At 64.5% G+C, this 25254-nt stretch carries 27 protein-coding genes; 16 read left to right on the top strand and 11 right to left on the bottom strand.

Annotated elements, in window-relative coordinates; translation table 11 throughout:
• Nucleotides 1–36: 36 nt before the first annotated feature.
• The 4 genes from JGU72_RS27075 to JGU72_RS27060 all read left to right on the top strand — a co-directional run bounded on the left by JGU72_RS27075 (nt 37) and on the right by JGU72_RS27060 (nt 2441).
• Complete coding sequence (locus JGU72_RS27075; protein ID WP_199687387.1) at nt 37–528, top strand: glutathione peroxidase; 492 nt, start codon at nt 37–39, stop codon at nt 526–528.
• 10 nt (nt 529–538) lie between these two features.
• Nucleotides 539–835 (top strand): DUF1905 domain-containing protein, encoded by a 297-nt coding sequence (locus JGU72_RS27070; protein ID WP_199687386.1) that lies wholly within the window; start codon nt 539–541, stop codon nt 833–835.
• 142 nt (nt 836–977) lie between these two features.
• Nucleotides 978–1508 (top strand): DUF5698 domain-containing protein, encoded by a 531-nt coding sequence (locus tag JGU72_RS27065; RefSeq protein ID WP_199687385.1) that lies wholly within the window; start codon nt 978–980, stop codon nt 1506–1508.
• A 327-nt stretch (nt 1509–1835) separates the two neighbouring features.
• A complete protein-coding gene (locus JGU72_RS27060) occupies nt 1836–2441 on the top strand; it encodes a hypothetical protein (protein WP_199687384.1) in 606 nt (201 codons plus the stop codon).
• A gap of 4 nt (nt 2442–2445) precedes the next feature.
• Here the strand turns inward: JGU72_RS27060 and JGU72_RS27055 are convergent, their stop codons facing one another.
• From JGU72_RS27055 to JGU72_RS27045, 3 genes are all read right to left on the bottom strand, one after another.
• Nucleotides 2446–3087 carry a class I SAM-dependent methyltransferase gene (locus tag JGU72_RS27055; RefSeq protein ID WP_199687383.1) on the bottom strand — a complete coding sequence of 214 codons (642 nt, stop codon included), beginning with the start codon at nt 3085–3087 and terminating at the stop codon, nt 2446–2448.
• Between the two features lie 42 nt (nt 3088–3129).
• A complete protein-coding gene (locus JGU72_RS27050; RefSeq protein ID WP_199687382.1) occupies nt 3130–3408 on the bottom strand; it encodes a hypothetical protein in 279 nt (92 codons plus the stop codon).
• Between the two features lie 130 nt (nt 3409–3538).
• Nucleotides 3539–4972 (bottom strand): glyceraldehyde-3-phosphate dehydrogenase, encoded by a 1434-nt coding sequence (locus JGU72_RS27045; protein WP_199687381.1) that lies wholly within the window; start codon nt 4970–4972, stop codon nt 3539–3541.
• A 203-nt stretch (nt 4973–5175) separates the two neighbouring features.
• Between JGU72_RS27045 and JGU72_RS27040 the strand changes: the two genes are divergently transcribed.
• Nucleotides 5176–5868: a hypothetical protein gene (locus tag JGU72_RS27040; RefSeq protein WP_199687380.1), complete on the top strand. Its 693-nt coding sequence runs from the start codon at nt 5176–5178 to the stop codon at nt 5866–5868.
• A 12-nt stretch (nt 5869–5880) separates the two neighbouring features.
• On the opposite strand, the gene JGU72_RS27035 is transcribed toward JGU72_RS27040, so the two are convergent.
• On the bottom strand, nt 5881–6528 hold the full coding sequence (locus tag JGU72_RS27035) for a TetR/AcrR family transcriptional regulator (protein WP_199687379.1): 648 nt from the start codon (nt 6526–6528) through the stop codon (nt 5881–5883).
• A gap of 76 nt (nt 6529–6604) precedes the next feature.
• Between JGU72_RS27035 and JGU72_RS27030 the strand changes: the two genes are divergently transcribed.
• The 5 genes from JGU72_RS27030 to JGU72_RS27010 all read left to right on the top strand — a co-directional run bounded on the left by JGU72_RS27030 (nt 6605) and on the right by JGU72_RS27010 (nt 10949).
• Nucleotides 6605–7822: an oxygenase MpaB family protein gene (locus tag JGU72_RS27030; protein ID WP_199687378.1), complete on the top strand. Its 1218-nt coding sequence runs from the start codon at nt 6605–6607 to the stop codon at nt 7820–7822.
• Between the two features lie 77 nt (nt 7823–7899).
• Nucleotides 7900–8139, top strand: a complete 240-nt coding sequence (locus JGU72_RS27025; protein ID WP_199687377.1) for a hypothetical protein — start codon at nt 7900–7902, stop codon at nt 8137–8139.
• Nucleotides 8140–8331: 192 nt separating this feature from the next.
• Nucleotides 8332–9438, top strand: a complete 1107-nt coding sequence (locus JGU72_RS27020) for a GGDEF domain-containing protein (RefSeq protein WP_199687376.1) — start codon at nt 8332–8334, stop codon at nt 9436–9438.
• A gap of 110 nt (nt 9439–9548) precedes the next feature.
• On the top strand, nt 9549–10424 hold the full coding sequence (locus JGU72_RS27015; protein WP_199687375.1) for a hypothetical protein: 876 nt from the start codon (nt 9549–9551) through the stop codon (nt 10422–10424).
• 42 nt (nt 10425–10466) lie between these two features.
• Entirely contained in the window at nt 10467–10949 is a 483-nt protein-coding gene (locus JGU72_RS27010) for a GNAT family N-acetyltransferase (RefSeq protein ID WP_199687374.1), read from the top strand.
• 1 nt (nt 10950) lies between these two features.
• Here the strand turns inward: JGU72_RS27010 and JGU72_RS27005 are convergent, their stop codons facing one another.
• Entirely contained in the window at nt 10951–11817 is an 867-nt protein-coding gene (locus JGU72_RS27005) for a LysR family transcriptional regulator (protein WP_233533108.1), read from the bottom strand.
• 85 nt (nt 11818–11902) lie between these two features.
• Between JGU72_RS27005 and JGU72_RS27000 the strand changes: the two genes are divergently transcribed.
• Nucleotides 11903–13138, top strand: a complete 1236-nt coding sequence (locus JGU72_RS27000; protein WP_199687372.1) for an MFS transporter — start codon at nt 11903–11905, stop codon at nt 13136–13138.
• A gap of 140 nt (nt 13139–13278) precedes the next feature.
• Nucleotides 13279–13824: a lipoprotein LpqH gene (locus tag JGU72_RS26995; protein ID WP_199687371.1), complete on the top strand. Its 546-nt coding sequence runs from the start codon at nt 13279–13281 to the stop codon at nt 13822–13824.
• 50 nt (nt 13825–13874) lie between these two features.
• Here the strand turns inward: JGU72_RS26995 and JGU72_RS26990 are convergent, their stop codons facing one another.
• Nucleotides 13875–14531: a response regulator gene (locus JGU72_RS26990; RefSeq protein ID WP_199687370.1), complete on the bottom strand. Its 657-nt coding sequence runs from the start codon at nt 14529–14531 to the stop codon at nt 13875–13877.
• Nucleotides 14528–15541, bottom strand: coding sequence for a sensor histidine kinase (locus JGU72_RS26985; RefSeq protein ID WP_199687369.1), 1014 nt, complete (start codon nt 15539–15541; stop codon nt 14528–14530). Before JGU72_RS26985 ends, JGU72_RS26990 begins: the two co-directional genes overlap by 4 nt.
• Nucleotides 15542–15682: 141 nt before the next feature.
• Here JGU72_RS26985 and JGU72_RS26980 point away from each other — a divergent pair, with 141 nt between their 5' ends.
• Both JGU72_RS26980 and JGU72_RS26975 read left to right on the top strand, forming a co-directional pair.
• Nucleotides 15683–16177 carry a CBS domain-containing protein gene (locus JGU72_RS26980; protein ID WP_233533086.1) on the top strand — a complete coding sequence of 165 codons (495 nt, stop codon included), beginning with the start codon at nt 15683–15685 and terminating at the stop codon, nt 16175–16177.
• A 57-nt stretch (nt 16178–16234) separates the two neighbouring features.
• Nucleotides 16235–17518, top strand: coding sequence for an ArsB/NhaD family transporter (locus JGU72_RS26975; RefSeq protein ID WP_199687368.1), 1284 nt, complete (start codon nt 16235–16237; stop codon nt 17516–17518).
• A gap of 1 nt (nt 17519) precedes the next feature.
• Here the strand turns inward: JGU72_RS26975 and JGU72_RS26970 are convergent, their stop codons facing one another.
• Nucleotides 17520–18551 (bottom strand): aminotransferase class V-fold PLP-dependent enzyme, encoded by a 1032-nt coding sequence (locus JGU72_RS26970; RefSeq protein WP_199687367.1) that lies wholly within the window; start codon nt 18549–18551, stop codon nt 17520–17522.
• Nucleotides 18552–18626: 75 nt separating this feature from the next.
• Here JGU72_RS26970 and JGU72_RS26965 point away from each other — a divergent pair, with 75 nt between their 5' ends.
• Nucleotides 18627–20108 (top strand): GGDEF domain-containing protein, encoded by a 1482-nt coding sequence (locus JGU72_RS26965; RefSeq protein ID WP_199687366.1) that lies wholly within the window; start codon nt 18627–18629, stop codon nt 20106–20108.
• Between the two features lie 76 nt (nt 20109–20184).
• Nucleotides 20185–20739 carry a hypothetical protein gene (locus tag JGU72_RS26960; protein WP_199687365.1) on the top strand — a complete coding sequence of 185 codons (555 nt, stop codon included), beginning with the start codon at nt 20185–20187 and terminating at the stop codon, nt 20737–20739.
• Nucleotides 20740–20868: 129 nt separating this feature from the next.
• On the opposite strand, the gene JGU72_RS26955 is transcribed toward JGU72_RS26960, so the two are convergent.
• Genes JGU72_RS26955 through JGU72_RS26945 form a run of 3 tightly spaced genes read right to left on the bottom strand, consistent with a single transcriptional unit; the run spans nt 20869 to nt 25243 of the window.
• On the bottom strand, nt 20869–22758 hold the full coding sequence (locus JGU72_RS26955) for a class I SAM-dependent methyltransferase (RefSeq protein ID WP_199687364.1): 1890 nt from the start codon (nt 22756–22758) through the stop codon (nt 20869–20871).
• Entirely contained in the window at nt 22755–23939 is a 1185-nt protein-coding gene (locus tag JGU72_RS26950; protein WP_199687363.1) for a glycosyltransferase, read from the bottom strand. Before JGU72_RS26950 ends, JGU72_RS26955 begins: the two co-directional genes overlap by 4 nt.
• Nucleotides 23936–25243, bottom strand: coding sequence for a glycosyltransferase (locus JGU72_RS26945; RefSeq protein ID WP_199687362.1), 1308 nt, complete (start codon nt 25241–25243; stop codon nt 23936–23938). Before JGU72_RS26945 ends, JGU72_RS26950 begins: the two co-directional genes overlap by 4 nt.
• Nucleotides 25244–25254: the final 11 nt, after the last annotated feature.

Below are 25254 nucleotides of genomic sequence, written 5' to 3'. Positions count from 1 at the left end.
TCGTCGTTGCACGCCCGCGCCGGTACGGTCGAATTCATGACGGACATCAGAGACATCGAACTCAACCGGTTGGACGGCACACCGACATCGTTGCGCGAGTACGAGGGACGCGCGGTTCTGCTCGTCAACGTGGCTTCGCGCTGCGGCCTCACTCCGCAGTACACAACGCTCGAAGCCCTCGCCCAGAAGTACGCCGACCGCGGATTGACCGTCGTCGGAGTCCCTTGCAACCAGTTCGGCGGTCAGGAACCCGGCACCGCGGAAGAGATCCAAACCTTCTGCTCGACCCAGTACGACGTGACCTTCCCGCTGCTGGAAAAGACCGACGTCAACGGCGCGAACCGCCACCCGCTGTACACCGAGCTCGTCAAGACACCGCTGGCGAACGGAAAGTCCGGGGATATCAGCTGGAACTTCGAGAAGTTCCTCGTCGCACCGGACGGTACGGTCGTCAATCGATTCGGTCCCACGGCTGCTCCCGATTCGACCGAGGTCATCGACGCGATCGAGGCAATTCTGCCCGGCTAGATTGGCTGCCATGCGCTGGACGTTCGAGGCCGAGCTCCTGCTCCTCCACATGCCCGACGGTGACCTCGCGTATGTGGAGGTGCCGGCCTCGATCACCGACGAGATACGCGCCGTCGCGCCACGCAAGGCGTTCGGTTCGAATCGAATCGACGCAACGATCGGCACCGTCAGTTGGAGCACGGTCCTCGTGTCGGACCGGGAGTCGGGGAACCTCACTGTGCCGGTGAAGAAACAGGTCCGAGTTTCGTGCGGTCTCGCGGCTGGCGAGATCGTCTCTGTTGCAATCGAACTCGCTGCGGCCGCCTGACTCCCTAGGGAGTGCGGTCTCCTTGTCGTCGACGCGGTTCGGCGGAACATAGGTGATCGCTCCCGATGCCTGCGTAGGTGTTGCTCCGTCATTGTGAAGTCACCAGCCGTGTGGGGCTGGCGGACCGACAGAGGAGAGTGCAATGACGCGACCTGAGATGCTGCGCCCATTGGTCATCATGGTGCTGGTCCTCACGGAGGTTGCGCTCTGGCAGTGGCGAGTGATCCTGACGTCGCGGGGGCACAAGGGTGTGCCTGCGACACTCGGCGTTCTCGGTTCCCTCCTCCAGGTCACGGCGATCGCGCAGGTCGTGACGAACCTGAAGGATCCCCTGACGGTCGCCGCGTATGCCTTCGGCGTGGGTGGCGGGGTCCTCGTCGGTGTCTTCGCCGGAGCACGGTTCTCGACCGAAGCCGTCGAGGTCAAGTTGGTGACGACGAAGCCCGAGCTCGGGTCCGCCCTCCGGCTGCGAGGTTGGCCCGTCATCGCGTACGACGGGCAGGGCAACAGTGGGGCGGTCCAGGTGCTGGAGATCGTTGTGCCAGGTCGGCGCCGTGCTGCACTGTTGGACGACCTCGAAGCTCTGGCACCCGGCGCATTCTGGACCATCGAAGATCTCCGCCCGTCCGTCCAGACATCGGCAACCGCGGAGTTGGTGGGCGCGCCGGTCTGAGGTCCGATGATCTGACGGACGGATTCAGCGATCGGCAGCTACAACGTCTTCGGTCAGATGCAACATCTGCAGACGTTGTGAATGACTGAAACGAGCGCGTCTCGGCGCGGGCGGGGATGGCAGTGTGCGGCGGTCGAAACGTGCGACGCGCACGTCTCCGGAGCACCAAAGATGGACCTGCCACATATCCGGCTTCGCGTGAGCTGCGACAACAGGACGTGACAGTTCCGCGTCCGTTTTGTAACGTGACCGGAGCATCTCTGTCAGGAGAGAAAGCAGTGACTTCGTAAATTGCCAGCTGACCACCGCTCGAAAGCCGTCGCTCGGATGTCGGCCGCCACGGCGAACAAAGTCGTATCTCGACTTGTGACCGCCGTCGCGGCCGTCATCGTGATCGGCGCACTCGTCGCAGCTGGTCTCTGGATCGTTCACGGACACCCCGACTCGAAGCAGGTAGCGGTTTCGATCGGAGCGCCCGCCATCCTGTCGGCGCCTTCTGCAGCGGGTGTGCAACAACTGGTACCGGTAACAGCGCCACCCCCGACGGCAACCCCCATCGGAGCTCCGGACCGCCCGCCCTGCTCGGACGCCCTTGCCGGCACGCTGCCGCATGTCGCGCAGGTCGGTAACTTCCTCAGGACCATCTTCGAGATCAAGGACATCGGCGGAGCCGTGGGTCGCGCGGGCGACGATCACGGCGCAGGTCTCGCACTGGACCTGATGATGCCCGACCGCGAGCTCGGCGACGCCGTCGCGAACTACGTACTCGCGAACCGGGCCGCCTTCGACGTCACGTACATCATCTGGCAGCAGCAGTACAACGACGGCGGTGGGTGGTCGATGATGGAAGATCGCGGCAGCCCGACAGCCAACCACTACGACCACGTTCACGTCTCGTTCAAGCCGTCGTCAGATATCCACCTGACCTGCTGACCTCTCAGCGTCGCCGAATTCGAGTGAGCCACGCGGTGGCGTCGACCGGACCCGAGGACGGCAATCCGACCTGGTCAGCGATCGCCTCGGTGACCCGGCCGTGATACCTACTCGGCCGCAGATCCTCCAGTTCCCAACCGGCACCCAATGATTCGCGGACTATTGTGTCGCTGATCCGCGGACCGAAGCCCTCCTCTGCATCCGACAAAGCCAGGATGTGCAGCAAGCCGCCTGGCCGCAACACCGCGTGCAGACTCGTCACATATTGGGCACGCGCATCGGGATCCGTGCCGAAGATATGGAACAGGGCGCTGTCGACGACGGTGTCGAACACCCCGATATCGGGCATTTCGGAGAGTGCCAACGTGTCGCCTACCTCGAATCGGGCGGTCGGCACGCCCTTTTCGACTGCGTTGCGTCGCGCGTATGCGACGGCGCTCGGCGACAGGTCGATCCCGAAGACTTCGTAGCCGAGTTTCGTCAGCAGAATTGTGTGCTCCCCCGCACCGCTGCCGGGATCCAGCACGCGCCCAGTGATCCAGCCTTCGCGTTCCAAGGCAACGATCGTGGGCTGCGGTTCGCCGATCACCCAGGGTGCGGTGTCGTTGTCATAGACGGCGTTCCAGAATTCTGCTGCTCGGGTCATGCACTCGAGCATGCAACCTCAACCCTGGTTCAGGTCAAGGGACTACGGAGTCGCGTATGGATTCAGCGTGTCGTTCGTGTAGATGCGGTCGTCGGGATCACCCGGGAAGCGGTGGTCGCACATGTGCGTCCGCTGTGCGCAATTGATGTCGCCGATATCGCCGCGTCGCTCAGTGCCCTGGCTACTCGTCGAGGCAGCGACCGCCTGCAAAATTCCCGGAGCCGTCGGTACCGCGCTCGCGTCGGCCAGGCCGCCGGTCAACGAAATCGCGACGAGGGCGAAACCAGCGAGGGCGGCGCGGCCGACGAGCTTGGGGATCATGGGGTCTCCTACGGTTCGGCAACCATGTGGCTGTTACGCCAAGCCTCCTGCACCCTCGGACGAAGCATCAGGCATCCGAGGGTCAGAGTCACCCACTGCGGGGGTAGATCGGTGCACCCTGCGGTCGACTTCAGACCTTCGGGTAGGTCGGGTACTCGATTCCCGAGAGGTATTGGACCGTGCGGACAACCTGGCAGGAGTAACCGAACTCGTTGTCGTACCAGACGTAGATGATCGCGCTGTCGCCATCGACGATCGCCGCGTTCGCATCGATGATGCACGCGGCACGGGAGCCGATGAAGTCGCTGGATACCGCGTCGGTGGCGGCGGTGTAGTCGAGGTTGCGACTCAGGGGTCCCGACAACGACGCCTGACGCAGATAGTCCAGCACCTCTTCCTTGCTGGTCTCCCGCTTCAACTGCAAGCTCAGGATCGCCACGGATACGTCCGGAGTTGGCACCCGGATCGAGTTTCCGGTGATCTTGGCCTTCAGATCCGGCAAGGCCTTCGCGACGGCGGATGCCGCACCTGTCTCGGTGAGGACCAGGTTGAACGGCGCCGAACGACCACGTCGATCGGCCTTGTGAAAGTTGTCCAGAAGGTTCTGGTCGTTGGTGAACGAGTGAACCGTCTCGACGTGACCACGGGTGATGCCGAACTCGTCGTCCATTGCCTTCAGTGGCGGCACGATCGCGTTGGTCGTGCACGAGGCACATGAGAAGATCTGTTCGTCGAGGTCGAGCGTGCGGTGGTTGACGCCGTGCACGATGTTCGGCACGTCACCCTTGCCCGGCGCGGTCAGAAGGACCTTCGCCACCCCCGGCCGCAGATGCTTGGCCAGACCGTCCCGGTCGCGCCACTTGCCGGTGTTGTCGATCAGGATCGCGTCGTTGATGCCGTACTCGGTGTAGTCGACGTTGGCCGGGTCGTCGCTGTAGATGAACTTGATGACGTTGCCGTTGGCAACCAGTGTGCTGTTCTCGCGGTCGACCTTGATGGTCCCGTTGAAATGGCCGTGGATCGAGTCACGACGCAACAGCGAGGCGCGTTTGGCGAGATCGCCCTCGCCGCCCTTGCGCACGACCACGGCCCGCAAGTTCAGGCCGTTGCCCGAACCGGCCTTTTCGATGAGCAGGCGCGCAACGAGGCGGCCGATGCGCCCGAAACCGTAGAGGACCACGTCACGTGGTCCCTGTGGTTCACTCTTGTTGCCGTCGGTGACGTCGGCAAGCGCCTCGGCGGTGAATGCGGGAACGGTCAGTCCGCGGTCATCGGCGCGGTAGGCCATCACCAGCAAACCGAGGTCGATCTTCGACGGTCCCAGATCGAGATCGGTGAGCGCTTGCAGGAACGGGAACGTCTCGTCGACGAACAGTTCGTCGCCACTGATCTGGCGCGCGAAACGGTGCGTCCGAAGAATGCTGATCACCGACTTGTTCACCAAGGACCGGCTGTGCAGCAGAATCGTCACGCCTTTCGAGCGATGCAAAGTACCGATGATCGGAATCATCGCCTCCGCGATCGCTTCCTGGGTGTTCCAACGGGTGAGTTCTTCGGTAGTCAAGACAACGTCCTACGGGGTCTAATCGAGCGTTTCTACAAACTCGGCGCACATGGATCGTAGGCAACCGCAAATCGCCTCACCGCACGCGATGGGCCGTCCGTGAGCTAGGTCTCTCTCGGCCCGCCAAATACCGACTGTGCAACTGCGGCTGGATGGGCGCTTCAATTCCAGCCATACGAAAATCGCTCAGGCAAGATGAAGGTGTGGCCGCGCTGTTTTCGCTCCTCGCCCAGTATTGGTGGTTGATCTTTGTCTTCGGCGGCAGCATCGGCGCAGCGGTACGTGGAATCAATGCAGCCAACCAGCGGCGCGCAGATCGGCGTCTGGAGCGCTTCCGTCTGAAGCAGCAGACGAAGGTCGCCCTGGCTCAGGCCAAAGCGCAAAGCCGAGCCGGCGAACTGAAGCAGCGGCGCGAGATCGACAAAATCATCGACGAGCACGACCAGACGGATGCGCGCTGGTTCGGCTACGAATTGGATCTTGCGACCCTGCTCGACTTCCCGATGATGACCGACCTGCGCGAACCGTTGACAGTCGAGTTCCACCGAGCGAAGCGTCGAGCTGACCTACTGCGACCGCCCGACCCGGAGGCGCTCGTGGGTGACCACGAGTCGCAAGTCGAATACCGCGACGCGGTGCACGCCTATGCAATCGCTTTCGACGTCTGCGAGGCCGAGGCAAAGCGGCGACGCCAGAGCGGTTTCACGGCACGCGAGCAGGAACGACTGGTTAGGGCACAACGTTTGCTCAGGCTTGCGATGGACGGAGCCGCCACCCCGAGCGAGCGGCAGAGCGCCTATGCAAAGGCACGCAAGGAACTCGATGGGCTCATAGTGCTCCCGGCAACTGCAAGGGCAGAACTCGAACGTCAGATCGCGGGCCAAATCGAGGCTTGACCGGTCTCGGCATCAGCCGTCCAGGCTCGGCAGAGCCGCGCCCCCGTTGACTGTGGCAAGGCAGAGCCTGGTGCAAATCTCGGCCAGTTCACCGGTGGATTCCTGGGGATCACGCAACCACGCCCCGATGAGCTGGTTCACGCCCCCAACGACGAACAGAGCGCCCCGACGAAGGTCCGCCGGACTTGCACGTTCGACGTCGAGTAGCGCCGGGCCGTACTGAAGTACGAGGTCCGCAACCATGTCGAGAGCTTCACTGCGTTGCTGAGCCAAACCCGCCTCGCCCGCGGTCACAGCTGCGAAAACCCGGTGTACGTGCGGGTCGTCGGCAATCAGATCCAAAAACGCCGTGAAAGCCGCACGCAGCTTGTGTTCGAGGTTGCCGGGTTCGGCCAGGCTCGCGCGCACGAGCGCAGCGAAAAGTTCGTCGCGAACCTGACTTGCGATAGCGATGATCAGGGCTTCCGTGTTCGCGAAGTGCTCATAGAAGTACCGCGGTGTGAGCCCGCACGCGCTGCAGACGCCGCGGACCGTCACCTTCGCGATACCGACTTCGCCCCATACCCGGCGTCCCGCTTCGAGCAATTTCCGACGGCGTTCTGCACGGCGGTCGTCTGCACTGATCCCGCCGTAATCGCGAACTACATCGGTGCGTGCCATTGACAGCACTGTACCGGCCACCTAGCTTTGGACAACAGCTGTTATCCGAATCGACGACTCAAAGGAGAGCCGCGCGATGAACCCGACAATTCCGAGGCGTCATCCCAGCACGCCACGCCCAGTACCTGCCGCGATCAAGGCCTTTGCCCTGGTGTTGGGCTTGCGAGAGCCGACCACCTCGGAGTTCCGCCGGCTCGGCGAGTGCCTCACAGTCGGTGACGAGCCGATGGACCGGTTGGTCGAATGGATGTATTCCACCGGGATGAGCCAGACTCGACCGCTGTTCGAACAGGCACTGACAGGCGGGATCGACAGCGTCCCCCACCCACCGGAACCGTTGCGCGAGTTCTTCGTTGCCGTGGAGAAAGTCCCGGACAGGGTCGACTGGAACAAGCTCCGCCGCGCCGAGTTGGTTATGCGGAGCGGCGGCGTGGACGGGATGTACATCGCTCGCGATATCGCCCTACAGGGCGGCTATATGTTCGCCGGGTTCAACCAGACATTGCTCCGAACCGGCGCGCTCGAGAAGGGGTCCAACAAGCGCTTCGCCGAGACCTTGCAGTGGGCAATGGACGTCATCTCCGACGACGGCATGGCACCGCTGGGGATCGGATACCGATCGACGATCCGCGTCCGCTTGATTCACGCCTTCGTCCGGCGCCATGTCGGCGCGATGGCGGACTGGCGCAGCGACGAATGGGGTCTGCCGATCAATCAGACCGACATGGCCGCAACGCTCGTCGGAGCGCTCATCGCCCCGACCGCGGGCGCACTCGGGATGGGAATGCTCAACCGTCCAGCAGACCTCGACGCAGTCGCACACCTCACCCGATACGTCGGCTGGTTGATCGGCGTGCAGGACGACTACCTGCCGACGAGCTTTCGGGATGGAATGCGCGTGCTCTACCACACGTTGTCGGCACTCTCGAGTCCGGACGAAACAACCAAGCAGCTTGCTGTTCCGATGGCCGAGGACCCATTGTCCTGGCATTACCGACGCCTTTCGACGCTGCGCCGGCGAGTGGCGAAGTCGCAACATCTCTCGATGACGAGTGCATTTCTCGGACCGAGCGCGATGCGTTCGCTTGGCCTACCGCCCTTCGTGCTGCCCTGGTATCCGCTGGTCCGCATACCCGTCAACCTCACGCGGTCGGTTACGTCGCTGGTGCTGCCGGGGGGCTTGGTGCGCGCGGCGGTGCGGGGCGAACGCGCGCAAGCGCAGTTCATGCGCACGATCAGCAACGGCGGCGCCACGGTCGGCGCGTCGGCAACTCACATCGGCCAGGCCGCTTGAATCGATTGTGCGTCGTTTGCTGGTGCGCGAGCGGGCAAAGTGCTAGACCAGAGGGACCTCAGCGAATAGGAACCTCCATGCTTCGCTTCTCGCTTCGCATAGTTACCTTCACCGCAGCACTCGGCTTGGCCCTGACGCCCGCGTTGAGCGCCTACGCAGACCCAGCCGACCCCGGGAGTGCGTGCGGGCCCGAAATGGTCGTCAACACGCACGGGCAGTGCCTTCCGATCGGAAGCTTCTGCTCGTTTTCCGACGGCATGATCATCGGGACCCTCGGGACGGACGGGCGCTGCGTCCTCCCCGGTACGAATATCTGACAGACCTGGCCAATCCGCAACGGCCGAAGCGCCGAATACTAGGTGGGTCGGGACCCGCTGCGCATACACGCGATTCGCAGCGCTGATGTTGGTTCGAACTGGTGGTCGCTCGTGGAAGCCCGTACAGAAATGCGCCCGACTCTTCCAATCGGGGTCCGCGAATGGTGGCGATCCGAGTTCGACTATCGCTGGATGCCGGCGTTTCTCGAGCGTCGTAATCTGATCGGACTGATCAAGTGGTCCGTCGCCGGTTGGTGCGCCACTTTCGGACTCTACGGCGCCTTGCTGCAGTTCAGCGCCCACGGGCCGAACACAGTCTGGCAGCGAATCATCCTCGCGGTGCTCGCGCTGAGCGCCTTCTACGCCGCCGTCCGCTGGCCGACGGTTGCGTGGCCGACGGAACGGCGCTCCCTGGTATTCGTAGGCTGGGCCGAGTTCGCGCTGATCATCGGAATCCTCGGCGGCGCCGACGCCACCAACTCACCACTCGCAGGCAGCGGACTGTTCATCGTGCTCGGGATCTACGTGACGCTTCTGCACAGCGCTCGCGTCGTGGTTGCGCATCTCGCCTGTGCGCTCACCACGATCACCGTTGCCACAACACACACCCTTCTTGCCCAGCCACATACGGACCTCCCCCTGCTCGCCGCGCGGCTCGTGATTCTGGTCGGCTTGATCACGCTGATTCCGGCGATCCTGCACATCGGCTTGCAACTCCTCAAGGACGACGCGCAGGGTTCCGATCGCGACCCCCTCACCGACCTCCTCAACCGGCGCGGCCTCAACACCGACGCGGTCCGCATGCTCGACCACGCCCGCGACCCCGAAACGGTGGTCGTAACCTGCCTCATCGACCTCGACGGGTTCAAAGCACTCAACGACCGCAATGGGCACGCAGCCGGAGATCACGCGCTGCGCAGTGTCGGGGCACGCCTCGCGGAGGCAATTCCCCGTTCTGGACTGGTGGCGCGGCTCGGCGGCGACGAATTTGCGGCCATGGCGGCGACGCCGGCGCACAACGTCGACAACCTCGTCGCCTCGATCCACAATGCGGTGCACTGCTCGCACGACCCGGTGCCGGTGACCGCCAGCACCGGCGTATGGATCCGCAACGGTCCCCTACCCGTCGACGACACGGCCGCTGCTCTTGCCGGCGAACTCCACAGAGCCGATCTCGCGATGTACGAGGCCAAGAACGCAGGCGGCAACCAACTTGTCCAACACGCTTGTCATGCACCACAAGTGGGTGTTCGAAAGCGCGCGTATGACAACGTGACGCCGATTGCACATTTCAAGTAGTCGGACAATGCACCGAACTCGCGTCAGCTTTGCCCGAAACGCCTGCGCAACCGGCAGAGAAGTGGAATTCTTGGCGCCCTGACACGCACTGTGCGGGTGAGGGAGTTCCCGTGGGCAGCAAGGAATTTTTGAGCATCGGCCTTGCCGTGTTGTCCCCCGTGCTCGCTGCTGTACTCGGCGCCCTCGGATTGGTCATCAAAGACTGGCGGACACGCCGATCGGACGCTGGGCGACGGAAGCTGGCATTCGACGACGCAGGCCGCCAGGTCACGTTTGCCACCGAGTGGTGGACCGCCAGGAAGCAGGTCGACGAATCGGCAGACACGCAGCGCGAGGCGCAGGCTCGCGCGATCCAGTGGCTCGAAGAGGCCTCGGCGCGCGTAGCGGCAACGCACCCACCGACCGACGACCCCGAGCCGACGGTCACGACGCGACGCCTGCTGCTCGCTTATCCCCTCGAGAGCGGCACGGCGCGTGCGTGCCGCGCGGGTCTTTACATCTGCCTCAGTTTCGTATTTCTCTATCTCGCCGGCGCCGTCGATTCCGCAGTCAGGCCGGACACGGTCGGCGCGACGACCTACTTCTTCGGCACCTACTTCTACGGCGACATCGCCGCGATCGCGGCATTGACGTTGGCCGCGATGATGTTTCGCTCCCTTGCGATGCGTTTCGAGAGCGCACACCGCAACGATGTCGAGCACGTCCACTTCACGCTGCGCCGGGCGCTGCTGCTGTACGGATTCGATCGAACCGCCGCCAAGGTCGTGCGGGTTGTCTTCTACGCCGGTGTGTTGCTGTCCGCATTCTGGGCAGTTGCGGTCGTGTTGACCTTCGTCGACGACCCCGGGTCGGGTCCACTCTCGGTGTGCTGGTTTCTCGTATCCGTGGGCTATGCGGTCGGTATTCGGAAATGGGCGATCTCGCTCGACGAGGAACACGCGACAGCCGATGACAGCGCAGCGACAGCAGCGCAGTCGACGATATAGCCACAGGTAAGCCGCAAACCCGCCCGCGAGGACTCGAAAGCAATGAACGCAACCACCATTCGCCGCTACGTACCAACCGATTGCGATCGCATCGTCGAACTTTCCCTCGCCGCGTGGGCGCCGGTCTTCGACTCGTTCGCGACGATCCTCGGCGAGGACCTCTACCGTCGCGTTCACCCCGATTGGGAAGTCGACCAAGCAAACTCGGTGCGCGACGCTCTGGAGCGAAATGACACCTGGGTAGCACTGGTCGGCGACGCGGTCGCCGGCTTCGTCAACGTCGCCTTCGATGTAGCCGAGCGGTCCGGCGAGATCTACATGATCGCAGTCGACCCCGGCGCCCAGCAGCAGGGTCTCGCCAGCCGGCTGACCAACCTCGCTCTCGACGAAATGCGTTCTCGCGGTATCGATCTCGCAATCGTCGCAACGGGCGGCGACCCTGGTCATGCCCCCGCGCGCCGAACCTACGAGAAGGCAGGTTTCACCGGTTCGCCACAGGTCTGGTACGCCAAGCTGTTGACCTGAGTCATGTCCAGGAATTGCCGACTATTTCTCGGAAACGTGCTGCAGGAGAGGATATTTTTCGGTCGGAGCGCCAGGTGAGGCCGATCGTACGGCGTGCACCTTCGGCCGCGATCGGCACACTGACCGAGCCGGACGAGCCGGCGGAGGGTTCGGGAACGACAGCCACCCCGAGCCCGACCGCCACCAGACCTTCGATGGTCGCCAGATCCTGACTTTCGAAGGACACGTCGGGCACGACTCCGGCCTCCCGCAGCAGCCCGTCGACGAGGCGGCGAAAGCCGAACCCGACCGGTGTCATGACGAACTGCTCGCCCGTCAATTCGTCCAGCCGGATCGACTTTCGAGTTGCGAAAGGATGGCCGGGCGGAACGATCAGCACCAGTCGGTCCTCCTGCAGTGGGTGCCAGCCGAACTCACCGGGCGGCTTCCCCGACAGGATCGCCAGATCGACTGCACCCGAATCCAAGTCACGGATGATGTGGTGTCCCGGTTCCTGCCTCAGCTCGACGCGCACACGCGGCGCCTCGGCCCGCACCGATCGCAGCACAGCCGGAATCACCGACGTGGCAATCGAATCCAGAAACGCAAGTCGGACAACGCCCGTCTCCGGGTCGAGTATGGTCTCGAGGTCGCGAAGCAACTGTTCGTACCGATCGGTGAGATCGCGCGCAGCCGCGACGACAATCTCCCCCACCGGCGTGACGTGGATGCCATCAGCCGCCCGTTCGAACACGCGGGTCCCGAGTTCGGCCTCCATCCGCGCGAGCGCTCGCGACAATGTCGGCTGATTGGTCCCTAGAATCGCCGCAGTGTCGGTGACATGGCCGTACTCGGCCAAGGCGACGAGCCATTCCAGATCGCGAATCATCACGCGCAGATCATACGTCTGACGTATCGACATGGACCGTTTCACACATTGGACGTATGACGAAACCTGTCGCACCTTGGAACGCATGACAGCGCTACTGCATTCGGACACCGCCCACGAGGGCCACCTGCCCGGAACCGCCGACTATCGCCGCGTCGTGGCGGCGCTTTTCGTGGCGGGTATCGCGACGTTTGCCCTGCTCTACAGCACGCAGGCGATCCTGCCGATGCTGAGCTCACAGTTCGCGGTGTCGTCGACAGCAGCGACGCTCACAGTGTCGCTGACCACCCTGGGTCTCGGCGTCGCGTTGCTGATCACCGGACCGGCATCCGACTGCTACGGCCGCACTCGACTCATTCACTTCTCGCTCGCGGCGTCCGCCCTCGTCGGAACTGCGTGCGCGCTGGCACCGAACTGGTCGACCCTGCTCCTGCTCCGACTGCTCGAAGGTGTTGTGCTCGCCGGGCTTCCAGCGGTCGCGACCGCATACCTGCGCGAAGAGTTGGACCCCTCCACGCATGCTCGCGCCGCCGGACTCTACGTCGGTGGTACCGCCCTCGGCGGAATGGCCGGCCGGTTGCTGACCGGCTGGGTCGCCGAAGTCGCCGGTTGGCGCTGGGCGCTCGCAGCCACCGGCATTCTCGCGCTCGCCTGCGCACTTGCCGTTCGCGCGCTGCTGCCACCGTCACGCCGGTTCGTTTCGTCCGGGTCCGGCGTCCGGGCTGTAATGGGGTCTCCGTTGCGCGCGTCGGCGGACCGCGTCCTCGTGTTGCTGTACGTGGTCGGGTGCTGTTCGTCGGGCGCGCTGGTGGCGATGTTCAACGCCCTGGGCTTCCGCTTGGCAAGTGCGCCTTTCGATCTCGGACTGACCGCGGCGAGCCTCGTGTTTCTCGTCTACCCGCTCGGCTCGCTGAGCTCGGCCCTGTTCGGTCGCCTCGCCGACAGCATCGGTCGGCGCGCAGTCCTACCGCTGGGCTGCGTCCTCGCCATCGTCGGAATTCTCGTCACCGTCCCCGCAACTCTGCCCGCCGTCGTGATCGGGCTAGGCCTACTGACCGCCGGATTCTTCGCCGTGCACGGCGTCGCAAGCGGATGGATTCCGGCACGGGCGCACGCAGCCGGGATACCTACCGGTCAGGCTGCCTCGCTGTACTTGTTCATGTACTACCTCGGCTCGTCCGTCTTCGGCAGCCTCGCGGGCAACGCGTGGAGTGGCGAAGGGTGGCCAGGCGTCGTCACGCTGACGCTCGCGCTCTTCGTCGCCACAGGGGTATGCGCGCTCGTGCTGCGAAAGCTGCCGATCATCTATAGGCAGCAGTAGCGAGATCGAGTTTTCGCTATCGGGGGCAATTCCGCCGTGCGAAAGTCCATACTCAGTGGCCAGACCCCAACCCGGGGCCTGCACGAGTGCCGACGTCAGCCGCCACTGGATGTCGTCGCAGACTGATCGGGAGAAGCGAATTGATCAAATCGAAGGTCACAACGGCAGCAGCTGCCCTCCTCTGTTCCGCCGCACTCATCGGTGGACTCTCCGCGTGCTCCGATGACGACAAGGACACCAAATCCGACAGCAGCACGTCCGCCGCGGCGACGTCCGGTAGCGCAGAAACGTCCGGTAGCGCTGAGACGTCCGGGACGGCGGCCGCCGGGAAGTCGAGCGTGACGGTCGACGGCACTGCGTGGGAGGGCAACTTCTCGTCGAAGTGCACCAAGTCCGGCGACACCACTGCTCTCGCCATCTACGAAGCAGGCGGCGATGCGCGCATGGGTGGCGGTGCAACGCTCAACGGCGAGGACACCGTGGTGTCGGTCGGCCTCGGCGAAGCCACATCCGGACTCGGCTACTCGCAGGGCGTACCGGGCGTCGCGCCCGCAACGGTCGAGAAAGACGGCAACACCTTCACCGTGACCGGCGAAGCCTTCGGTGCCGACCTCTCGAACCCGACGCAGCCGAAGAAGTCCACGTTCGAAATCGTCTTCGCCTGCGATTCGATCACTGGCGGCTAGCGAAGATCTGCTGCCGACCGCCCTTTCGGGAAACGACTGCGGCGGTCGGCTCACGGCTCGATCAGCCCGGCACGGATGGCGTACCGGGTGAGTGCCAATCTGTCTCGCAGACCCAGCTTTTGCAGGATGTTAGCTCGGTGGCGATCGACCGTCTTGGCGCTGATGCTGAGGATGTTCGCGATCGCTCGCGTCGAGTGTCCTTCGGCGATCAGCTTCAGGACTTCCTCTTCGCGCGGGGTGAGGATGCTGGCCGGTAGCGCTTCGCCGTGCCGAACCCGATGCAGGTAGTCCCGGATCAACGCGGTCACCGCGCCGGGGTAGAGAAAAGGTTCGCCGCGCATCGTCGCCCGGCACGCCTCGAGCAAGTCGCGGTCGGCGACGGATTTGAGGACGTAACCCGAGGCGCCGGCCTTGAGGGCTTCGTAGAAATACTGCTCGTTGTCGTACATCGACAGGATCAGAATCCGCACGTGGGGATGGATTCGATTGATCTCGCGAGCAGCCTGCAGGCCCGTCATGCGCGGCATGGCGATGTCGAGAATCGCGAGGTCGGTTGGCGTGCTCTCGAGCGCTGCGAGGGCGTCGTACCCGTTGGCCGCCTCTGCCACCACTTGCAGGTCGGGTTCGGCATCGATGATCATCCGCAGGCCGCTGCGGACGAGGGCGTGATCGTCAGCCAGCAGAATGCGAGCACGCTGTTCGGTCATTCCGCGCCCGACGCAGTGCGCAGCGGGACAACCAGCCGGACCTCGGTACCCGCGCCCGACGGTGACGTGATGGTGAGTACCGCATCGACCAGCAAGGCCCGCTCGTGCATGCCAGTGATACCCGCGCCACCGGCGACCACGCCGCCCTTGCCGTCGTCGGCAATTCGCAATGTGAGTCGATTGTCGGCGGCACACAGCTCCAGGTGCACGGTCTCGGCGGCGGCATGCCGCGCCACGTTCGTGAGGGCTTCCTGCGCGACGCGGTAGCAGACCAGTTCCATGTTCGGATCCAGTCGCGCCGGTGGCGGTTTGATCCGCTTGGCGACGACTATCCCGGTCGCCTGGGCGAACTCGCTGCACAGAGCGTTGAGCGCGCTGTGCAGGCCGAGGTCCTCGAGGACGTCGGGGCGTAGGCGGCGCGCGATTCCCCGCACCTCGTCCAAACTTGCGCGCACAGTCTCCTGGGCAACGTGCAGATCCTCGCGAAGCTGCGCCGGTGCTTTGTCGACCGCGCGTCGCAGCGTGAGCAGAGCCACCGTCAGACTCTGCCCGATCTCGTCGTGCAGCTCCCGCGCAATTCGCTGACGCTCGCCTTCCTGCGCCGCCAGTGCCGACGCGCTCGCCGACGTCCGCTCCGCCTCCAATCGGTCCAGCATCGCGTTGAACGACGCGATGAGGTGGTGCAGGTCGCCGTTGCCGTGATCGTCGATCCGGTCGCTGCGCCGCGGTGGATCTACCCGCTGCATCGAGCTGACGAGCTGGTCCAACGGTGCCAGGCTCGAGCGCAGCAGGACCGCGTTCGCAGCCAGGATCACCGCCAATCCCACTGCGAGGACGGGAATCTCGGTCAATCGGATGCGGGCAGAGACGGTCGCCGGTGACAGCGCGAGCACGAGCGTGCCCAGCGCGAACACGAGCCCGTTGATGACGAACACACGGCGGAACAACGCGCGCGCGGGAGTTCGCGCGCGCCGCTGAAAACGGTCCGCGATCGTTGCCCGAAGGCTCATGGCACCAGCGTGCCGCCAGGACAGCGGAATTGTCCATACACGACATTTCCCCCCACATATGGGTGTCGCACCCGATAGTGCCGGCACCGGGCGGGCTGCAGACTCGGGTCCAGAGCGATCTCGACTTACCTGAGGATCACGATGACCGCGACCGATTGCGTACGACGGAACGAAGACATGCAAGCACACGAGATCGCGGTGACTCCGCCCACGGTCCGCATGAACGACCCGGTGTCGAACGCGGTCCGACTGATGGTTGTCAACCGGCTACCCGGGATGATCGTCGTCGACGACGCGAACCGTCCGGTCGCCGTCCTTCCTGGCACACAGGTTCTGCGACTTGCGATTCCCGAGTCCTATCAAGACGATCCGGCGTTGGTTCGCACGATCGACGAGGTCCACGCCGACCTGTTCTGGCGCGAACCGGGCAGCCTGACCGTCGGTGACTGCCTGCCGAGCCCGGTCGCCAAACCGGCGACAGTGCCACCCGAGGCGACACTCCTCGAGATCGCCACGGTGATGGCGAAGAAGCACAGCCCCCTCATCGCGGTGGTCGACCGCCACGGCAAACTCGTCGGCGCGGTCACCCTCGAGCGGCTCCTGACCAGTTTGGCGGTTGCCGGGCCCGGTGACTGATCCCGGGCCCGGCGACCCGGTTGCGGCGCCTGGCGCAGCGGCGACTGGCTGAACACGATGGCACCGATCCTCGCACTGGCGATCTTCGTCGTCGCTTTTTGGTTCATCGCAACCGAGCGCGCAGACAAGGTCAAAACGGTCCTGGTCGCGGCGGCCCTCATGGCGGTGCTCGGCCTGATTCCCGGCGAGCAGGTGTTCTATTCCGAGCACGAGGGCATCGACTGGAACGTCATCTTCCTTCTGCTTGGCATGATGATCATCGTCGGCGTGATCAAGCAGACCGGACTGTTCGACTACCTGGCAATATGGGCAGCAAAACGCTCCCGCGGCAAGCCTTTTCGGCTCATGGTCATGCTGATGCTGATCACCGCGATCGCCTCGCCGGTCCTCGACAACGTCACCATCATCATGCTCGTCGCACCGGTGACCCTCGTCGTGTGCGCGCGTCTACGGATCGCTCCCCAGCCCTACCTCATCGCAGAAGTGTTGGCGTCCAACATCGGCGGCGCCGCAACGCTGATCGGCGACCCACCCAACATCATCATCGGCAGCCGCGCAGGGTTGACGTTCAACGATTTCCTGATTCACATGGCGCCCGCCGTGATCGTGGTCTTCGCGCTGTTCGTACTGTTCACCCGAGTGCTGTTTCGTTCCGCACTGCGCAGTGACGAAGTGCACCTGGACCAGGTCATGGCACTGCAGGAACGCCGCGCGATCAAGGACACGCGGTTGCTGACCCGGGCCCTGGTGGTCCTCGGCCTCGTGGTGATCGGCTTCGGCCTGCATTCGGTTCTGCACGTCGCGCCGTCGATCGTCGCGCTGGTCGGTGCCGGAACCATGTTGATGGTGACCGACATCGACGTCGGCGACGTGCTTCCCGAAGTGGAATGGCCGACCCTGGTCTTCTTCATGGGACTGTTCGTGATGGTCGCGGGACTGGTGCACACCGGTGTCATCGAGACCGTCGGAAACTTCGCGGCATCGACCTTTGGTGACAACTACTTCATGGCCGCCACCGCACTGGTTTTCGGGTCCGCCATCCTCGGAGCGTTCATCGACAACATCCCCTACACGGCGACCATGACCCCCGTCGTGGAGGGCATGGCGGCCGACGCACCCGACGCGGAAACCGGGCAGTCACTGTGGTGGGCGTTCGCACTCGGTGCCTGTTTCGGTGGCAACGGCACGGCGGTCGCCGCCAGCGCCAACGTCGTCGCGATCGGCATCGCCCAGCGCGCAGGTCACCCGATCTCGTTCTGGCAGTTCACCAAATACGGAATCATCGTCACCACACTCAGCAGCACGCTGGCATGGGGATACGTCTGGCTCCGATACTTCTGACTCACCGCCGAAGTGCTGCGATCAGAGCTTCCGCGTCGTCGACCGTGTTGTAGACATGGAAACTGACCCGGACCCGACCTGCCCGCACGGCCGCGCGGATACCTGCCGCTGCCAACAGGGTCTCGCCGTTCGGCACGGTCAGGGGAAGGATCGCCGACTCGGCCGGCGGCACTCCGATCGCGTTACGAACCTGATTCGCGAGCCCCACGCAGTGCTGCTGCACAGCACTTGCGTCCAGCGAGGCGAGCCAGGGCATCGCGATCCCCGCGCCGAGCAGTGTGAACCACGCGGGCGACGTGTCGAAGCGGCGACCGTCGCGCGCGAGCAGAGCCGGCAACGCGTACGTGTTCGCCCACGGAGTTTCCGACGAGTACCAATTCGCCGCGTGCGGAACGAGTTCGCCAGCCATCGTCGACTGCACGGCCATCCATGCGGCACCGCGCGGCGCGAGCAGCCATTTGTAACTGCCGCCGGCGACCACGTCTGCCCAGGCCACATCGAGCGCCATCCACCCCATCGCCTGGGTGACATCGAGGACGACTCGCGTCTGCCCGTGCCGAATCGCATTACGGAGGCGCCCGACATCGAGCACGTAACCGTCGGCGGACTGGACGAGGCTGACAGCGACGATGTCGAAATTGCCGGCCCGGTCTTCGAGTTCGCCCGGCAGGAGTGCGGTCACAGTGACGCCGCGAGCCGCTTGCGCCTCGAACGGTGCACTGACGCTGGTGAATTCGCCGGCCAACGTCGCAACACGCGAATTGTCCGGTATCGCGGCAGCGACCAGACCGAGTAGGGCCGACACGCTGCCGCCCATCGTCACCGACTCCGCCGGTACACCGGCGAGCCGAGCGAAGGCCGCCCGTGCGTTCGTCACCGCGGCGTCGAACTCCGTCGGCTGCAATTCCCCGGTCTCCCAACGGCTGAGCGCCGCGCGCAGCGCTTCGCTCTGCCGTCGAGACGGCAAGCCGAACGTGGCCGAATTGAGAAATCCCGTCGCACCGGCGAATTCTTCGCCGAACACTTCCCGCATTCCACCGACACTAGCCCGACGAATCCGAGATGACGGCGCCTGCCACCAGGGACCTGTACGTCGTATTCTCGCGTGATGAACGATTCCGCGGTCGCAGCCTTCGTCGCGCGCGTGCGCGACGATCCGGCGCGGACGGCGGTCGCCGCGGTCGTTCTCGCCGCGACCTACGTGTTGCTCGGACGGCTGACATTCTCGGTATCGGTCGAGCACAGCAACGTAACCAGCGTTGTGTTCGCGCCAGAGGGAATTGCGCTCGCTTTCGCCATCCTGTTCGGCCCGCGTGTGGCATGGGGCGTATTCGCCGGGCAGATGATTCTGTCGATCTGGTCCGGTCCGTCGGTACTCGGCGGCGCTGCTATCGGCGCAGTGAACTCTTTGGAATGCGTGCTCGGCGCGGTGTTGTTCGCGCATTGGCGAATATCGCGCCGCTTCGAACGCCCCCGCGACGTTGCCCTATTCGTCACGCTGGTGTTTCTCGTCTTGCAACCCATCAGCGCGACAGGCGGCGTGGCCGTACTGTGGGCGCTCGGGGCTATCCCGGCTGACGCAATTCCCGCGAGCTGGGAGCCCTGGTGGATTCAGGGCATCCAAAAGCCTTTGCCGAGTTTCGATCTGGTGCCGTCGGCGTGGATCCACTGGTGGATCGGCAATTCGGTCGGGCAGATCCTCATCGCTCCGCTGATCCTCGCTTGGACCACTGCAGGTATCTCCCGGCGACCGGACAATCGATCGGATCTCGCTGCCAGTGCGATCGCGATCGGTGCGATCGGGATGCTGGCGATCGCGCTACCGATTCACCCGCTGCTGATGCTCGGCGTGACCTATCCCCTGCTCGTCTGGATCGGACTACGCAGAGGGCTGCGCGGGGTCACGACAGCGAACGTGTTGATCACTCCGGCTGTGATCTGGGCGGGCGCCTCGGGGCGAGGTTTCCTGTCACACCTCAGCGTTGCCGACCGGCTCACCTATGTCGGGTTCTTCGTCGCCACCGCATGCGTCTTCTCGTTGATGCTCTTCGCGATGTTCGAAGAACGCCGACTTCTGGTCGCGCGGCTGGAGCAGCTTGCCCGCCAGGACCCGCTGGTGCCACTGGCAAATCGGCGGTACTTCGTCGAACGCCTCGAACAACAGCTCGCGCATGCCGCGCACTCCGGGCAGACGCTTGCCGCAGTCATTTTCGATATCGACCACTTCAAACAGATCAACGACGAATACGGCCATGCCGCAGGAGATTTGGTGTTGATCACCATCGCCGAAACCTGCGCTGGGTTGGTGCGCGACAGCGATCTGGCCGCGCGCATCGGCGGCGAAGAGTTCGCGATCGTGCTTCCAGAGACGACCGTAGAGGCAGCGGGCCGCTTCGCCGATCGACTTCGTGCCGCGGTCGCGAATCAGCATCGCAAAGAGGACCAGCCCGGCACAGTCGCGATCACGATCAGCGCCGGGGTCGCGGTCGTTCGTCCCGGCGACAACGTCGACGCCGTCCTCGGTCGCGCCGACAACGCGCTTTACCAAGCAAAACGAGGTGGGCGTGACCGAGTGGTCACCGCAACCTGAGGACGATGCCCACCGAGGCCGATAGGAACACCTGAACTCGACCCATTCGATCGGCGGCGCAGGTAGCGTTCCGCCTATGCCGAGTATGCGTCTTTTGGCAGTCTCGCTGTCCGCGTTGGCAGTCCTTGCCGGGTGTAGTTCGGAGGATGCCGGATCGGAGGCGGAAAGCAGTTCGCCATCGGCGACCTCGCCGTCCGCACCACCTGGTAAACCCGTCGCCACGGCGCTCGGATTCGGTCCCGTCCTGGTGGGAATGACGTTGACCGAAGCCACCGCAGCACTGGCGGAAACCCAGTACGAGCAGACCCATGCAGACCCGTATCCCTGCACGGTTCTGTCGGGTCCGACAGCCGGAACCGTCTACGTTGCGGATCAGTCGGGACGAGTCATCGGGATAGAGACCCCCGCCGGCACGCTCACCGATCGCGGCATCGGCGACGGATCCACCCCGGACCAACTCCGGGCGGAATACGAAGGCGATCATGCCATCGCAGCCGGACCGTTCGACGGATTCATCGTGCAACCCATCGGCACCTCGAACCCGCTGGAGTTCCTCTCGTTCGCCGTCGACGACGGCAGGCTCGGTCCGCCCTACGTCGGTCGCAATTACTGGGACGACGACTGCCCGTAGGACGTCACGGTGTCTGTAGAGTTCGAGCGTCGAGCATGACCGATCTAGCCGAGGAGTACTCGTGGCCGATTTGATCTTGGTGCCGGACGCAATTCTCGCCTGGGTGCGCCGGATGTTCGGCCTCGCCGGCTAGCCGCCGACCGGTAGGGATTCGCGCAGGACCGGGTGGGATAGGCTCTCCGGCGCCACGGAGTCGATTCGTGCCAGCAACCGGTAAGCGTTACTCCGGCCGCGATGCCGAATTGCCGAGTACAAGACCACATCCGCGATGCCTGCCGCCGCGAGCAGCGGTGATGCGGCCGCCCACGTCGCTGCGCGCTGCAACTGCCTCGGCATCGACGCCGTCGTCGGCGACCACGCCGACATGTTCGGCGTCACCCTGCCGATTCCGAAGGTCACCGAGCAACCGAAGTCCAGCGGCATGTGCGCGTTACCCCGCTCCTGCGCCACAACTGTGAAACCGCGCTCTCGGAGGGCGGTCTTCAGGTTCTCGATCGGAAACATGTGCAGGTGCTGCGGTTGTGACCAACCGAGCCAGTACCGGCCGAGCACACGTGCGAGCGGCCATTCCGGATCCGGGACCTCGATCAGCAGATGCCCGCCAGGAGCCAGCACCTGCGCGGCCGCATCGATCTCGGCGTACGGGTCGAGCGTGTGCTCCAGGTAGTGATTCATGCTGATCACGTCGTAGCGCCCGGCCAGCTCCGGCACGAGTTCGCAGAATTGGCCGCGGTAGCCGTGGGAGATCCAGGAACGGCGCTGTGCCTCATCGACGTTGTCACTCATGTCGAGTCCGTCGAATGTCGTTTCCGGCCACACTCCTTGTGCCACGTTGCAGAAATGCCCGTGGCCGAGGCCGACGTCGAGCCACGATTTCGGCGTGGTCACCGCCGCCACCATGTCGGCGCGCGCCTTGTAGGTGGGCCCAGCCATCGACAGCACGAACTCGTTCGATGCCTGGCCGAGGCCGTCGTAGCTGTCCCGGTAGTAAAAGTCGAGCCCAGCGATTGTGAGCCTTGGGTTCTGGAAGATATGGCGGCAATCGTCGCAACGGTCCAAACGAAAGGTTCCCGGCTTGCGCTGGGCGAGGTCCGGAGTCACCAGATACTGCGACAGGGCCGTCGAGCGGCACCACGGGCAATCCGTTCGCGGCGGGAGGAAGAACCGCTCGATGCCGTCCTCGAGATCGCGCGTGTAGCCCGCCCGAGCATCGGCAAGCGCCGCGTCGGTCATCTGCTTCCACTCCTGTGTTCGTGTTCCGCCCCGCGCAAAGCCGATCCAGCTCAGTGGTTCTGTGAGGGGCCGGGTCAATGCTGCTCTGTGCAGGTCGCGTGGGCGGATCGGGCCGCCCGAAAGCACGAGATACGGCTGTGCCCAATACGCTGCCAGTGCGACAGCGGCCCAGCCTGGGTTGAGCGCGAAACCGGTTGCCAACAACACATTTCGCAGGACAGCCGGTGCCAGGACGACCGGCACCTTATAGCCGAGCACGTCGAAGGTGGCACGACGCGTGTCGTCCGAGGCCGGCACGGCAGAGAGTCCGGGCGCGATTGCGAGATCCGCTCCGGCCGGCGCGTGCCGCTTGGCCGCAAGCGCGAACTGCGCCATCTCGATCGGGCCAAGCCCGTCGACAGCCGGCGTCTGCATTCGGCCGAGGACGTCTTCGGTCGCGATCGAGGCTTGGAAAGCGCTGCAGGGCATCGCTAGTCGATTGCTGCGATAGGTCTTCGGGTCCACCGCCGCGGCAAGGTGCATCGCGGACGCGACCGGTAGATCGGGTGGAATCAGATCGAGCACGGCGAGCCCTTCGGCTCGGGCGTACTCGGCGGCCGCCTGCCGGACCGGTTCCGCGACGCTCACACCCTCGGCGGTGACGACGCGGACGTTCGGCGACGCTTCTGCGCCCGCAGGAGTAAGCGTCGGCAGCGCACGCAACCGGCGGCGCAGCCGAATGCCGTTGATCAGCACACCGACTGCGACACTCGCCGGCAGCCACGCGGATTTCGGGAAGGGGTTCATAACATTCTCTCCAGATGATCGGCTGCGGCCGCAGCACCTCCGGCCGCTGTGAACGATTCCTTGATCCGACGGGCCGCTTCGCGGAATGACGCGTCGTCGAGCACTCTCAGTAATGCGTCCCGCACCTCTGGCGGGCGGACCCTACCGAACTTCACACGCAGCCCAGCCCCGGCGTTCTCGACTTGCCACGCGACCACGGGTTGGTCGTCGCGGATCGGTGCCATCACCAATGGCACACCGTGGGCAAGCGCTTCACACGTCGTCGTGTGTCCGGCATGGCAGACGATCGCATCCAGGTGCGGGAGCAACTCGAGATAAGGCACCCAATTGCGCACGAGCACATGAGAAGCGTTCGACTGAATTGTGCGTGGTGGCGCAACCACAATCAGTTGCAGACGGTCACCCAACTCGGCGACCGCTTCGATCGCCGTGTCGAGAAATCGCTCGCCGATCGGACCGCTCACTGTGCCGAGCGAGAGCAGCACGTGCTCACGGTTGGGATCCAGCCACTCCCAGGGGAATTCGCCGGTTCGGGGCGCGATCGACGGTCCGACGAATTTGTAGAAGTCGGGAAAGCGGTCCACCGAGCCGACGAGTGCCTCGCTTGTGAACGCGACGACGAGCCGGTCGGAGAAACGCAGGTCCGCGGTCAGCGGCACACCTACTCCCCCGTCGCCGAATTGGCGCCACAGTCCGTCGAGTTGCTGCCGGACCCAGTCCTGCAGCTTGCCCGGAAGTGGGTCCACAAGTTCGGCGGACATGATCGCCATAGTTGCCCAGGGCAGGTCGTGCTGGCGTGCGACGACGGCGCCACCGACGGTGTGCTGATCGACGGCGAGCACATCGGGCGCGAAATTGCTGACCGCCTTCTCGATTCCCGGAACCATCGACGCCGCGAGTGGAACGAGAAATTCCTCCCAGAGGAATCGGAACGCGACGACTCCGCGCATTTCCATGCGCCGAACCTCCAGGGACTCGGCCCAATTGCTGAATCCGGCCGGGTGCGGCGAGTCTTCGCCCACGTCGATGATGTCCACACCCGCAGGCAACATCGATGCGATCTGATCCTGGTGACCTACCCAGGCCACGTCGTGACCGCGCTGCAGCAGCTCGAGCCCGACCGCCGAAGTCGGATGAACGTGCGCGGCAAGTGGTGGGACCACGAACATGAACCGGCTCATTTCGCTTCCGATCCCACGACTTCGGTCGGCTTCGGCGCGTTCGCCGCGAGCCAATTCTCGACGATGTCGCATGCGAGCGTCGCGCCGTTCTCCCTGCGCATTGCTGCTCCCAATGCTGCGGCTTTCGCGCGAATGCGGCTGTCGCTCAACGCGGAACGGATTGCACCCGACAGCGTCTCTGCGCTGAGTCCCTTGATCGGCACAGGCTTCGGGCCGGCTCCGAGGGCGTGTACCCGTGCCGCCCAGAACATCTGATCGCCGTAGAAGGGGCACACGACGTTGGGAACGCCCGCACGCAAAGCCAATCCCGTTGTCCCCGCGCCGCCGTGGTGCACAACGGCTGCAGTACGCGAGAAGAGCCAGTCGTACGGGACGAAGCTGGTGGCGAACATGTCGTTGCCGAACCTCCCGTGGTCGCCGGTTTCGCTCCCGACGTGCACAATTCCGCGAACGCCCGCCTTGCGCAGGGCGGCAACGATGATTCGATACAGGTCGACGGGATCGCCTGGTAGCCAACTACCGAAACCGACGTATACCGGCGGGTCGCCTGCGTCGAGGAACGCGGCAAGTTCGGTCGGCGGTGCCCAGGTTCCCGCCGAATCGGCATGCCAATAGCCGGTTACGTGGACATTCTCGCTCCAGTCGTGCGGACGTGGCACGACGTGCTCGCTGAAGCCACACAGTACGGGCGCGGGCGCACGCGCCGCCAGCACCTCGGACGCCTTCTTCGGCAACGGCGGAAGTCCGCGAGTTGCGTTGCGCCACCTGTTGATCGGTTCGCGCACCGCCTTCCAATGGACCTGCGCGGCAAGTGAATGACTCGCGCGATTGAGCCTGCCACCGAGGGAACGGTTCGACGACACCCAGATATTCGGGAAGGCACGGGTCGGTTCCCACGGCTGCACATGCAGGTATGCGGATGGAATGCCGCGGCTGTCCGCGCCGTAGTGGCTGACTCCGCCCCACGTCGGACTGAGGATTGCCCGTGCGCCGACGCACGCCGCGTCGAGTTCCGCCATCCGCTCGTCGAGCGCGGACGTGAGGAGTTCCAGCGAACGCTTCGTCACCGGACCGTTTCCCGTGCCCGCGTGCCAGGTCGACCAGTCGACTGTTTCGAGCAACCCGTCGATGTCGAGCCCGAATGGAAAGTGCATCAATCCCGCAGCTGCGACCATCGACGCGTACCGCGGATTGGTGACGACCCGGACCTCGTGGCCGCGAGCGCGGAGATGCCGGCCCAGCGTGACGCACGGCTGCACATCACCTCGAGTGCCGTACGTGAGGATGACGATCGGCTCCGACATTCGAGACTCCT

Source organism: Antrihabitans auranticaus, assembly GCF_016481275.1.
Lineage (GTDB): Bacteria > Actinomycetota > Actinomycetes > Mycobacteriales > Mycobacteriaceae > Antrihabitans.
The sequence above is the reverse complement of the archived record's forward strand: the minus strand, read 5'-3'. Positions and strand labels throughout refer to the sequence as shown.